This window comes from Undibacterium sp. FW305-107, assembly GCF_058788535.1.
The window spans coordinates 29,949-43,109 of the sequence record NZ_JBYTAV010000004.1; the positions used below are offsets into that span (position 1 = coordinate 29,949).

Annotated in this window: 8 protein-coding genes; 2 read left to right on the plus strand and 6 right to left on the minus strand. The window is 50.5% G+C overall.

All coding sequences use genetic code 11. The features are described 5' to 3' along the window. Positions 1–26: 26 nt before the first annotated feature. The 5 genes from AC3WQT_RS09755 to AC3WQT_RS09775 all read right to left on the minus strand — a co-directional run bounded on the left by AC3WQT_RS09755 (position 27) and on the right by AC3WQT_RS09775 (position 9,199). Entirely contained in the window at positions 27–1,910 is a 1,884-nt protein-coding gene (locus AC3WQT_RS09755) for a glycoside hydrolase family 28 protein (protein ID WP_492703683.1), read from the minus strand. A 33-nt stretch (positions 1,911–1,943) separates the two neighbouring features. Then, positions 1,944–4,661: a pectinesterase family protein gene (locus tag AC3WQT_RS09760; RefSeq protein WP_492703684.1), complete on the minus strand. Its 2,718-nt coding sequence runs from the start codon at positions 4,659–4,661 to the stop codon at positions 1,944–1,946. Next, complete coding sequence (locus AC3WQT_RS09765) at positions 4,661–5,482, minus strand: rhamnogalacturonan acetylesterase (protein ID WP_492703685.1); 822 nt, start codon at positions 5,480–5,482, stop codon at positions 4,661–4,663. Before AC3WQT_RS09765 ends, AC3WQT_RS09760 begins: the two co-directional genes overlap by 1 nt. Before the next feature lie 73 nt (positions 5,483–5,555). Next, complete coding sequence (locus AC3WQT_RS09770; RefSeq protein ID WP_492703686.1) at positions 5,556–8,249, minus strand: TonB-dependent receptor plug domain-containing protein; 2,694 nt, start codon at positions 8,247–8,249, stop codon at positions 5,556–5,558. A gap of 248 nt (positions 8,250–8,497) precedes the next feature. Beyond that, on the minus strand, positions 8,498–9,199 hold the full coding sequence (locus AC3WQT_RS09775) for a FadR/GntR family transcriptional regulator (protein ID WP_492703687.1): 702 nt from the start codon (positions 9,197–9,199) through the stop codon (positions 8,498–8,500). Positions 9,200–9,599: 400 nt separating this feature from the next. Here AC3WQT_RS09775 and garD point away from each other — a divergent pair, with 400 nt between their 5' ends. Together garD and AC3WQT_RS09785 are read left to right on the plus strand one after the other, a co-directional pair. Further along, positions 9,600–11,177: a galactarate dehydratase gene (gene garD, locus AC3WQT_RS09780; RefSeq protein WP_492703688.1), complete on the plus strand. Its 1,578-nt coding sequence runs from the start codon at positions 9,600–9,602 to the stop codon at positions 11,175–11,177. Between the two features lie 56 nt (positions 11,178–11,233). Then, the gene (locus AC3WQT_RS09785) at positions 11,234–12,055 is read left to right on the plus strand and encodes an NAD-dependent epimerase/dehydratase family protein (RefSeq protein WP_492703689.1); all 822 of its coding nucleotides are present in this window, start codon (positions 11,234–11,236) and stop codon (positions 12,053–12,055) included. 50 nt (positions 12,056–12,105) lie between these two features. On the opposite strand, the gene AC3WQT_RS09790 is transcribed toward AC3WQT_RS09785, so the two are convergent. Further along, positions 12,106–13,140: a bifunctional nicotinamide-nucleotide adenylyltransferase/Nudix hydroxylase gene (locus tag AC3WQT_RS09790; protein WP_492703690.1), complete on the minus strand. Its 1,035-nt coding sequence runs from the start codon at positions 13,138–13,140 to the stop codon at positions 12,106–12,108. Between the last annotated feature and the right edge of the window lie 21 nt (positions 13,141–13,161).

Sequence of the window (13,161 nt, forward strand, 5' to 3'; positions counted from 1 at the left end):
TTTTTGCCCGGCTTATTCTGCCAGGATTATGCTGAGAGTTGACTGTTGTGCAGCTTGTCACCTATCTGCACATTTTTCAATTCCAGACCCTGCACGTTATACAGATACAAAGGACTGGCGGCATTTACCGGTGTGCCAAACTGGCAATCACTGATGGTCACGTTGGTGACCGGGAAGATCATGGGATTTTTCTCGTCGCCGTTATAGTCCGACGCTACCGGACCAAGAATAACGATGGCCTGGAAACAGGAGAACTTGCCATTTTTGGTCGTGACATTACCCACTTTGACATTCGAGATATGCACATTCGTCACTACTGGCGGCCTGGTCCTGACGTTGTCGCTGACCGGTGCGTAATCACAATCAAAAGTAATCACGGCTCCAGCTGCCGTAGCCACCGTTTTTGACTGTATCGGCGAGCCAGGCAGAGAAGTGTAGAAGGACGGGCTGGTCTGTACACCATTCGGTATGTTGATATTGCGTACAAAGAAATTCTTAAGGTAACCGCCACGGTTCATATTTGTCTTCAGGCGTATCGCCGTATTAAGCGGATTAGTAGCCCAGTTGATATTCTCAAACAAGAGATTTTGCGCATACACATTCTGTATGCCTCCCGCCATTTCACTACCCAGTGTCACAGCACCATGACCACTTTGCATGGTGCAATTCTGGATGACGATATTTTGCGAAGGCCCATACTGTGTGTCCAGATTCTTGCCCGCCTTGATGGCTATGCAGTCATCACCAGAATCAAAAGTACAGGATTCAACCAGCACATGGTCACATGCCTCAGGATCAAAGCCATCGCTGTTGGGGCCATGACTCTTCGCCAGGACATTGCGTATCACGACATTACGGCAGTGCACAGGGTGATGCTGCCAGAACGGCGTATGATTCACCTGATAGCCTTGCATCAACACATTCGTGCAGCTGATGAACTGTATCATCGGTGGACGCAGATTATGCCCCATGCCAAAGATACGCTTGCCCACGGGTACGCCCGCTTCAGACAAGGATGGCAGGTAATTGGCATCGGCACGCCATTTATCATTGTCGCCCTGTATGCGCAGCCTTTGTTTTTCATCCAGTTGTGGTGCAATTTTTTCCAAGCTGGTGGCATTCAGGTCATTCGCGGTATTTTCTGAACGCTTGCCATGCTTGTAATTGGGCGTAGTATTTTGCCCGACTGAATTGATGGTTTTTTGTTTGCCTTTCCAGGTCCACCAGCAATCGCCATTGTCATCAAAGGGGACGCCGCCCTGACCATCGAGTATGCTGCTCCAGTCATCACCAGTCAGGGCAATATTGTCCTGACCATAGGCATACACCATGGGTGAGAAATTCAGGCAGTCATTACTTTGCCAGCGCGAAATCACCAGCTTGCCGTTAGGCCCGCAATCGAAGCTGCCATATCTGGCATAGTCTTCGGGGTTATTACTGAAATAAATATGCGCACCCTTTTGCAAATGCACATTCACGTTCGACAATAAAACAATGGGGCCAGCACAATACCAGTTCCCGGCGGGAACCAGCACACGGCCACCACCGGCTTCATGGCAAGTCTTGATAGCCTTGGTAATGGCAGGATAGATATCCCTGGAATTTGCCGCTGGCGTGGACAAGTTATCCTGTTCTTCAAAAGAGATCCAGGACTTGACCTTTTTCAACTCACAAGTGACCGCACCAAAATCGGTGATGCGGTAATCAGCACTGCGAAATTTCAAAGGTTTGGAAAGACGATCAACGATATCCTGGGCTTTTTGCCATGGGTCTTCTATCAATGTTGCTGCAAGCGCATTGCCTAAGGGTAGCGCGCTGCCAGCAGTGGCAGACAATCCCGTCAGCGACATTTTCTTCATAAAACTGCGGCGCGCAGTCTGGCCCGCGAATGTATTTTTTTCTTGTTTCATCTCGTCTCTCTTTTTCTGTTGCCAGCTACAGGCTCATTCTTCAGTGTTATTAAATTCAGCCAGGAATATACGGACGGGCGAAAACGGACCCGCATATCCCATCTGATTTATCGGATCAATCTTTGCGGCCAGTAAATTCGCCCAGTAATCATCGCTGGAAAATTGTGCAGGGCGATAAGGCAAGGTGCCTTTCTTGTTCCAGTCTGACCAGGGTTGCTTTTTATTGATATGCGCGCCGATGACAGAATTCATGACCACCATCTTGCCTACTGTTTCCAGCGTCTGTCTCCTGATCGTGCCTGTCGGAGAATTGAATACGTCCACATCGCCTATCTGGCAATCATATCCAGGGACAGGCACGGGCGCATACGGCGTGCAGCGTTCGTTGGAGAACCATTGACGGGCGAGGCTGAATTTCCCCGCCAGGGCATTGCTGCTGCCGTCGTGGGTGAAGCGGCAATGATCAAACACAAAACCATAGCGTGTCTTCACATTGGTGCTGGGTGCGCCGACATATGCTGAGTTACGGTCACCCAGGGTCTTGATTTCGGTCTCCAGAAAAAAGGCTGTGGCATCACCAAAAATAAAATCCACATCTCCTTCTACGTAGGAGCGCTGGAAAAAATTCCTGGCAGTCTGACCATCCTTGCCTGATTTCATATACAAGGTATCCTGAAAGCCCAGCATGCGCACACTGTCAAAATGGATTTTGTCTGCACCGTCAAGCATGACGGCAAGCGCCTGATGATGGACCATCTGACTACGCGCATAGATGCCATTTTCATCGGGACAATTACCTGGCTGGCAATCTGCCCTGGCATTACCCCTGTCCTTATTGTATGCATTTTCTATGGTCAGGTTTTTTGCCTGAAAGCCGGGGCTCTTGACCCATAAAACGGCAGTACCAAAAGTACCCAGCGCTGGCCGGTCTTTGAGGCTGTTGTACATGGCTGTGATGCTGGCGTGCAGGCCAGCAAACTGTGCAGAAAATTGCGTGGTGTAAATACTGCCTGTAGTCGCTGCATCAAGATTGGCGCTGATGCGTGTCGTAGCGGCATCGCTACCATACAGGGTGATGGGAATAGTGCTATCAGGTACATACACCAGTTCACGGTAAGTACCAGGTTTGATGAAGATGTGAATACGCTGTTTGTTTCCCTTGCCTTTGTCTATATCGCTAACAGCCTGATTGACTGCAGCCTGCACTTGCCTGAATAAGCTGACGCCATCGGGCGCAGCATTGGCATCGACGATATAGTCAGGTGTTAATTGCGGGTCGGCTGCAACAGGTTCAGACAAGGGATCCCAGGGTGCAACCTGTTCCTTACCCGGAAAACCTGCATATTTCAAGACTTCGGCATAGGCAAAGTCTTTGGCTGCCTGCGCATCGAGTTGTGGACGTTTGTTATTGTTCCCCACGACATAAGCATCTGGATAAGCAGCAAATGCCTGCTCACATTGCCGGGGATTAGCTGCAACAGCATTGAAGACAATTTTTTCATTTCCTGCCAATTGTACATACTCAAACTGGCTGTTACTTTTATCAGCCAGACTGACATCTTTCATAATCAGTTCTATGGGATGTGCGACATCGTAGCCTTGTAAAATGATCTTGCCTGGTGTCAGTGACTGCACATGTTCAAGCGTGATATTGCGGTAATGTGGTATCAGATTGCCAGTCGCAGTCTTACCATAATGAGTATCAAAATCGATGGGGGCTTTGACATTGCGTATGCAAACATTGCGGTAACTGATGTTTTGCACCAGGCCGCCGCGTGAGACATCGCTCTTGATGCGCAGGCCAGAAGTCGTACCGTCCATGCTGAGATTTTCTACCAGCACATTGCTGACACCGCCATTGGTTTCACTACCTATGGACATACCGTGACCAGAATAAAAATGGCTATTGCGTATGCTGATATTTTCGGTAGGACCATTATTGCCAGCCTTGATGGCGACGTTGTCGTCACCGGTGCGGATATAACTATTGGCGATGGTAATATTGCGTGAAGAAATCGGGTCTATGCCATCGGTATTCCTGGCGTTAGCAGGTGTATCTATGCGCACACCCCAGGCAGTGAAGCCATCAACCTGATTCAACGTGACATGGAAGTTCGGCGAGTTTCGCAGAGTAATATTATGCAAGGTGAAGTCCGTTGATTGCGCGACCTCGATCAGCCTGGGTACATTCTGGCGATTATTTTCTTTCTGGGCGCGCCGGGCAATCTGCCACCATGTTTCTTCTTTACCGCTGATGCGCTCCCCACCCTGACCGTCAATGACACCCTCGCCATAGATACCACTGCCTTTGGCACGATCAACTGTGATGAAAGGCTTGCAACCTCTGCCCTTGTCATCATTCGTGCCACAAGTACCTGAGCCGCGGTCATAGTCCAGCGGATGTGTGGATGCATACAGGGTCACACCGGCATCAAGCAATAGCGAAACACCGCTACGCAATTGCAAGGCACCGGATAAGAATGCAGCCTTGCCATTACGGCTGCGCAAACGTACTGCCTGCCCAGGGTGGCAGGCATCTATTGCCGCCTGCAGGGCCTGGGTATCGGGTGCCCTGCCCGCTGTTGCATCTTGTTTGCCACTATCCCGTTGTGCTGCAAGCACGCTGCAGATTGCAGGTATCTGGGGTTCTTTTACCTGGCGGCTGTCTTGCGCATATATGGTGTTGGCAAACAACAAACCTGATATCGCAACAGCCAGGCGAATTGCCGGCAAGTCTTTTTCCCTGTCCATTATCTACTCTCCGCATTCACACGTGTTTGCAAGGAGGGAGCGACCATCAGTAGTTCTTTCAATACCATGGCAGAGAAATAAGCTGCACCTTTGCTACCCAGATGGGTACGGTCAAAAGCAGATTTTGCAGCACCCGCTCTTTCAGTCTTGGCCAGGTCAGTTGTTGCAGCCGGTTGTACAGCAGGTGGTGGTGCCATTGCCAGCGTATCAGCTTCAGCCTCACCCATGGCTTGTACAGCGCTGTAACTGATGGCATTCAAATCTATCATGGGCACATGCTTGTCCGCTGCTACTTTTATGCTGGCTTCTGCCCACGGACGCAAGTCATTTTGCAATTGCGTGCCTTTGAAGCTGCGCCTGGTCAATGGCGTTACCAGCACGGCTTGCGCACCCGCTGCCTGTAAGTCGTCAATATAGCCTGCCATATTGACGGGAAATTCTGTCGCCAGATCAGTAGATCGCCCTGGCTTGCCGGGCTGGTCATTATGCCCGAACTGTATCAGTACCAGGGTCTGGCTGAATTGTGCATTGCTTGCCATTAATTTCTGTACTATTTCCCATGAACCCTCGGCACGATAGCTGCCAGAGCTACGCCCGCCTTTTGCCAGATTCAGGCAGGTTACATCAGGCTCGAAGCGCTGGCACAAGGCATCACCATAACCACTTTTGGGTGCCATGGTAGAGTCGCCGACGAGTATGATACGGCTAGCTTTTGTGGCCAGGGCTGGAGTCTGGGATTCAGCCTGTTTTGGTTGACTGCAAGCGCAAAACAACAGTGCGCTGATCCCGGTCATGGCGATAGTGCGGAGTATAGGTTTCATGGGATTTCTGAATTCTTAAAAAAAACAGGGTCTGCGAACAAACCCTGTCTCTGTCAATTAACTACATCTACACTTAGAAGTTATACGTCATACGTGCATTGAAAGCGCGACCGATAGGGCTGGCTGCACTGCTCAGGTAACCGTAGGTATAACCACTATGATTGGTGACAGGTGGTTTGGCATCCAGCAAGTTGGTGATACCAGCTGACAAAGTCAGATTTTTGAAACCACGATAACTTGCTGTCAGATTCCAGACCTGGTATGGCTCGATGTCCCTGAAGTATTCAGCCGCAATCAAATTCTGGTCATGGTAGCCAGTGTTATAGTTTTGCGTCAGTTGAGAACTCCAGTTACCATAATTCCATGCCATCGTCAGTGTATGTTTCCAGCGGAAGGTAATGATAGGCAAGCTGCTGGTCGTACCATTGCTGGCTACACCAAAACGACCCACGTTGGAGACATAGGCGCTGTCCTTTTCCAGTTGGTTATCGAACTGCGTCAGGTAAGTACCATTCAACTCAAACTTGAAATTACCCAAGGATGTTTTAGGAATGGAATAGGCCAGGGCAAGGTCAATACCAGAAGCTTTTTGACCACCCAGATTCATCGTGATGTTCTTGATGTAAGCCAGTGAGCCATCAGCATTACGCACAAACAGGTCTGCATACTTGGTTGGGTTCAGGAAGTAGACTTGCTCAGGCAGGTTAGCCAGCATGTCCTTCATCTCTATATGCCAGTAATCCGCAGATACTGTCAGATTTTGCACTGGTTCAGCAGCGATACCCAGAGTAAAGCCCTTTGAAGTTTCTGGCTTCAGATCAGGGTTACTACCGGTTTGACGTGGCAGAGATACATTACATACCGCTGACGCCACCAGACCAGGCAAGGCTTTACCGGTGCCCGCTACGCCAGGCGTGCCGCCTGGACATTGCAGAGGATCATCCCATTTGGCAGCAGTGGTGGTGTTCGCACCTGCTACGCGATAACCATAGCGGTCAAACAATGTCGGTGCACGGAAACCGGTATTGGCAGAACCACGGAACATCAAAGACTTCATGGGCTGATAGCGGAAGCTGGCCTTGGGATTGATGGTATTGCCAAAATCACTGAAATGATCGTCACGTACGGCCACGTTGAAATTCAATTCCTTGGTGACAGGAATTTCCATTTCAGCATAAAGCGCCGCAACATTGCGTGCACCCTGACCATGCGATGGCCCAGAAGCTGCATAGGTAACAACAGAGGTGATATCGGTCTTGGTATCTTCTGTTGTATCCCTGTGCAGATCAGCACCCAAAGCAAGTGTCAACGGTCCGCCAGCGAGTGTAGTCAATTCGGTGGAGGCCGTCAGGTCTATGCCTGTAAATGTACTGATGGAGTGGCGATTCAATGCGCCGTCTACCGAGATACTTGCCAGGTAAGCTTTACCGGCAGCATCTTGCAAACCGAAAGGATTGAGTGTGCCATTGGCAAGACCGGTCAACAGGCCAGGACCATTCACATAACCTGCTTCGTAATAATTATCACGCTGGCTGTGTCCGTAGACAAAACCGGCTTTGTAATCCCAGTTACCAAAACGGCCTTCATCATTCACGCTGATTCGTTGGTTGACTTGTACGTCCTTGGTGGTGGCTTCGGCCAGGTCTGCCGCACTCCAGGTAACGGTCAGCGGCTCCCCCTTCAAGCCAGCAACTGCGGGTACGCCACCACTACCACCGGGGTACCATTTACTGGTCGATGGCAATAAGGCAGCAACGCCATTTGCAGCCAGGCTGGTAGTCGGATTTTTTGTGCCGAGTATGTGTTCCTGACCGCGCATGTAATCAATAGTCAGGATATGGTCGTCACTGAATTTCTTCGTGCCCTTGGCATAGAAAGTAACCTGTTCGTTACCGTACAGTGCCGTGCCGTAGTAAGCCGCGTTCAGGATGCAAGTATTTTTTGCACCTTGTATGCTGTATGGGCCCTGGCAACCAGTTGCATAGTAAGGATTGGCAGCAGTTTTATTGGTGGCTGTGGTGAAGTTGGCAGGCATGGCATAGCCACCGCTGCCCAGTGTCGGTGCACGGCCTATACTGGTCAGTATTTCTGTTGTACTCAGTTCGGCGCGGTCAGAAGCCAGCAAGCGGCTGCGGCGATGTGCATCTACCGTACCATACAAATTCCAGCCATCTTTTTGCAGATCACCGACACCAACCGTAGCGCTAACGCGCTGCTCATCACCGCCACCAGATTTCTGTGGTTTGACATATTGTGCAGATACGGAATTACCGACGACGGTACGCTTGGTGATAAAGTTAACCACACCACCGATAGCATCAGATCCATAAATTGAAGAAGCACCGTCGCGCAGGATCTCTACCCTGGCGATCGCACTCATCGGGATGACATCCAGATTGGCATAGCCATCGGCAATCGCTTCATTGGCGAGGCGACGGCCATTCAGCAAAACCAGAGTACGGTTGACGCCCAGACCACGCAGATTGATATTGGTACCGGAACCGGCATTCGATGGTGCCAGTGAGCTTGACTCAGGCAAGGACATCATCAAATCAGCCAGAGTGGTCATGCCGCGTTTTTCCAGCTCTTCACCAGTTACCATGGTGACCGGCAGTGATGCTTCTGATGCCAGACGCTTGATGGATGAACCTGTTACTTCCACCCTTTGTATTTCTTGTGCCTGTGCCTGATTGACCATAGTCAGCACTGCCAGGGCAATGGATGACAGTACAAACATAGGTCTTTGGAATTTCTTATCGTGTTTCATTATGCAGTCTCCTCCAGTTTTCATAGAATTCTCGCGTCCATGCCTCGTGGGACATGGAGCACTAGTTGGAGCACCTCGCGTACTCTGTGCCACTGCGACGAAGATGGGCGCAAAAAGCCCCGCCGGGGTCGCAGCCGGTCAAAAAATATAAAACCCGATTACTGCAGATAGAGTCGCAAATGTTTTCTTTGCTTTATGACTGACCTGCTTATTTGTATATGCACTTGGGCGCTTGTGCGCTTATTTGCTCATCCGCGTGAGAAAGTCCTTGTTACCCTTTCCAGATGCGCACGCATCGCTTTGCGTGCAGCTGCCGGATCATGAGAGGCAATCGCCTCCAAAATATTTCTATGATCAGTCAGTGTTTCCTGCCGCAAGTCTTCTGTCTGGAAATGCTCCTTCAATTTGTGCCACAAACGGCCCCGCTGATTCCACAGATACTCCACCGTACCTACCAGTGCGCTATTACCTGTCGCCCTGGCGATGGCCAGATGAAAATTCCTGTCAGCGTTTTCATTACTGGAGTAATTGGCATGATGCTTTTCCATCTCCAGTACTGCCTTCAAAATCTCATCAATCGCAGAGTCAGTTGCCACTCTCGCTGCAATTGCCGCTACTTCTGCTTCTATCAAACGCCGGGCCGAAAGTACCTCAAATGGCCCCGGCCCTGCTTCAGGCACATTAGCCTGCGCTTCTGGCAGTTCACTGACATATACACCTGAACCACCACGTACCTCAATCACACCACCCAGTTCCAGCGCAATCAGTGCTTCACGTAAAGATGCACGGCTGACACTGAGCTTGGTCGCCAGATCGCGTTCGGACGGCAAGCGCTCTCCAGCTGCAATATTCTCTTCAGCGATCAGGGCTTGAATCCTGTCTGCCACCACGCGGTACAACCTTGGCTCATGTGGTGGCTGTTCGTTCTGTGAACTATTTTTTTTCATCATGGTGTTTGCTACTCATAGAAAAGCTTAATAAAAGCAATTCGGTCAGGCCATTCTAATGTGGTCAGACCAAATTTGCAATGTGGACTAGCCAGATTTTTTATTTGGTGGCATACTCGCCACAAATGATACGAGAGGGATTATAGCGGACTCTGCATTTCCTCCCGTAAAAAAAGAAAAATCTGACGGTATAAAAAAACGGATTTTCATAGGAGAAACTGGTTTCTTGGTAGTAACGATACAAATTACCAACGCGGCCACAAGTCTCTTTGTAAATGTTCAAGTCAAAACCTTTTTGGTATGACCAATTTCATGAAAATCAGATTTCTCGACAAAAATAATTATGCGCAGCTCAACTCTTTGTGCATTGAAAGCCACAATTGGCAAAGAAGGGGAAAAGAAAATGACGATATCCAGCACCAGCCTGCCTGTCAGTTCACCACTGTATATACGCATGCATGGTAATGACAACGTTGCCATTGTTGCCAATGATGGCGGCTTACCTGCAGCCACGGTTTTCCCCTGTGGCCTGAAATTGCTGGAGCACGTCCCCCAGGGCCACAAACTGGCCTTGCAAGACATAGTAGAAGGCACAGCAATCACCCGTTACAACGTCACCATAGGTTATGCGGTGCGCAACATCCCCCAAGGCAGCTGGGTAGAAGAATCCTTGATACGCATGCCTGCCGCCAGAGAGCTGGTGGATCTGCCTATCGCTACCGTATCGGCCCCTGAAACCGAGCCACTGGAAGGCTATACCTTCATGGGCTATAAGAATGCGGACGGCAGTGTAGGCACACGCAATATCCTGGCCATTACGACGACAGTGCAATGCGTATCCGGTGTGGTGGAACATGCTGTCAAACGCATCAAGGAAGAGCTTTTGCCCAAATACCCCCACGTCGACGACGTGATCGGTCTGGAACATACTTATGGCTGTGGCGTTGCCATTGATGCACCAAATGCCAATATCCCGATACGCACTGTGCGTAATATCAGCCTGAACCCGAATTTTGGCGGGCAAGCCATGGTGGTCAGCCTGGGCTGTGAAAAACTGCAACCAACACGCTTATTCCCAAAGGGCAGCATTCCTATTAAAAAGGGAGATGAAGGCAGCGGCGAACCTGCGCTGGTATGTCTGCAGGATCAGGCACACGTGGGTTTTAATTCCATGATCGCCTCCATCATGCACACGGCAGAAAAACAGCTGGCAGAACTGAACAAGCGCCGCCGTGAACCCTGCCCCGCATCAGAGCTGGTTGTGGGCGTGCAATGTGGTGGCAGTGATGCATTCTCAGGTGTGACCGCCAACCCGGCAGTCGGTTTTGCAACCGATCTGCTGGTGCGTGCTGGTGCGACAGTGATGTTTTCTGAGGTGACAGAAGTACGCGATGGCATAGACCAGTTGACTTCACGCGCCGCCAATCCGGAAGTGGCAGCAGCCATGATCAGGGAAATGGCCTGGTATGACGAATACCTGAAACGTGGCGGCGTCGACCGCAGCGCAAATACCACACCGGGCAATAAAAAAGGCGGGCTGTCAAATATCGTTGAAAAAGCCATGGGCTCTATTGTCAAGTCTGGCAGCTCCACCATTTCTGGTGTCCTGTCGCCGGGTGATAAGCTGACACAAAAAGGCCTGATCTATGCCGCTACGCCTGCCAGTGATTTTGTCTGTGGCACCTTGCAACTGGCTGCAGGCATGAACTTGCACGTATTCACCACTGGACGCGGCACACCCTATGGCCTGGCGGCAGTCCCCGTCATTAAAGTCGCTACCAGAAATGACCTGGCCAGACGCTGGAATGATCTGATGGATATCAATGCCGGCAAAATCGCCAGCGGCGAAGCCACGATAGCGGATGTAGGCTGGGAGTTATTCCAGATGCTGCTGGATGTCGCCAGTGGCAAGGAAACCTGGGCCGAACACTGGAAATTGCATAATGCACTGGTCTTGTTTAACCCGGCACCGATCACCTGATAGCCTGGCCTGAGCATAGTTGCGCATCAAGAATTCAATAGAAGAGAAGGAATCCCATGAATACCAATATTACTGAAAAACCATTTAACCGCATCTTACTGACTGGTGCTGCGGGTGGCCTTGGCAAGATTTTGCGTGAACGTATCAAGGCATGGGCCAACATCGTGCGCCTTAGCGATATTGCCGATCTTGGTCCTGCAGGCGAAGGCGAAGAGGTCGTACAGTGTGATCTGGCCGACAAAGCTGCTGTGCTGGCATTGATGGAAGGTGTGGATGTGGTACTGCATTTTGGCGGCATTTCTACCGAAGCCAATTTTGAAGCCATCATGCATGCGAATATTCAGGGCACTTACAATATCTATGAAGCAGTGCACAAGCACAAGGTAAAACGCGTCGTGTTTGCCAGCTCGAATCATGCCGTTGGTTTTTACCGTACTACGGATTACATCGATGCAGACATGCCTACCCGCCCTGACGGCATGTATGGCATCAGCAAATGTTTTGGCGAATCACTGTCCCGTTTTTACTATGACAGGTTTGGCATAGAAACCGTCTGCATACGCATAGGTTCATCCTTCCCTGTGCCAACTACACGCCGTATGCTGGTGACTTATTTCAGTTACGATGATCTGGTTGAAATGCTGCGCTGTTCTATCTTTGCCCAGCGTGTGGGTCACACCATCGCCTTTGGTGTTTCTGAGAATCCGGGCAAGTGGTGGGACAATAAAAAAGCCGCACATCTGGGCTATAAGGCAAAAGACAGCTCCACGGTGTTTTCTCACCTGTACCCAGACAGTAGTGAGTATCCAGAAAAAGACGACATCACCACCATCTACCAGGGTGGTGGTTTCTTGCTGACTACCCCACAGTACAAGTAAGCGGGGGCTTAAATCAAAAAGGCAGACACTTTATCGTGCCTGCCTTTTCTTTATTCACCAGCCGTCAGATTAAGAAACTGATCAAGGATATGGAAATGATCGTCAAAGAATAATTCCTCCATCCCTTCCAACTTGTCTATGCTGACCCAGGCTGCCTGGGCAGCATCGTCAGCGGCGCGGATATCGGGTAAGTGATCAGTCTGCAAATCAAAATAATGTGCATGGGTAATGGTACGGCCACGCAGGCTGCGGCCTGGATGGTCAAACACTTTGACATCGACCAAAGAATGTTCAAGCGTAGAGGCCAGCACCGCCAGATTGGTTTCTTCAAACAATTCGCGTATCGCCCCCTGGAACAGGCGTTCATTCTGGTCAAGGAAGCCACCAGGCAACGCCCACAAGCCCTTGCCAGGGAAACCGCCGCGCTGCACCAGCAAGATATGACCAGCCGCCTTGACCACTGCATCCAGTGTGACGAACATGGGGGCGTAAGGTGCCGGTTTCCACGCGGCCTGGTAAGCCAGCAATTGTGCATGTTCTTTCACCAGCACGGCATAATGCGGCAAGATACTCCAGGCCTTCAGGTATTGGCGTATGCTGAGTGGCAGGTAATGGGCAATCACATCGAGTGACACGCGCATGTCTTCCGCCTCGAACAATACCCGGCGTATGACTGTGGCATCAATCGCCAGCAATTGCTCTGCCGCGACCAACTGCCATTGCGGGAAGCGGTTCAGGTAATAGCTGGAAGCATCCTTGAAGTGGCCTATCAAAGCGATGCGCTTTGCATAAGGGAAGTGTCTTTCCACCTTGCCACGCACTGCTGTTGCCCAGCGTGCATCATCATAATAATCACGTACGGCAATATACGACACCCTGTCACGCTCTGCGGGTGTGAGCGCTGCATTGATCATGTCTGCCCGCTCTTGCCAGGTGAAAGGGTTCTTGGTACTGCGTGCATGGAAGGATGAACCAAGTATCACGACCACTTCTTCGGCAGTTTCCAGCGCCAGCTGCAAGAGCGTGGCATGGCCATTATGAAAAGGTTGAAAGCGTCCTATCAGTACTGCAACGTCGATTTGCATGGATGACTTCATAAAATAAAA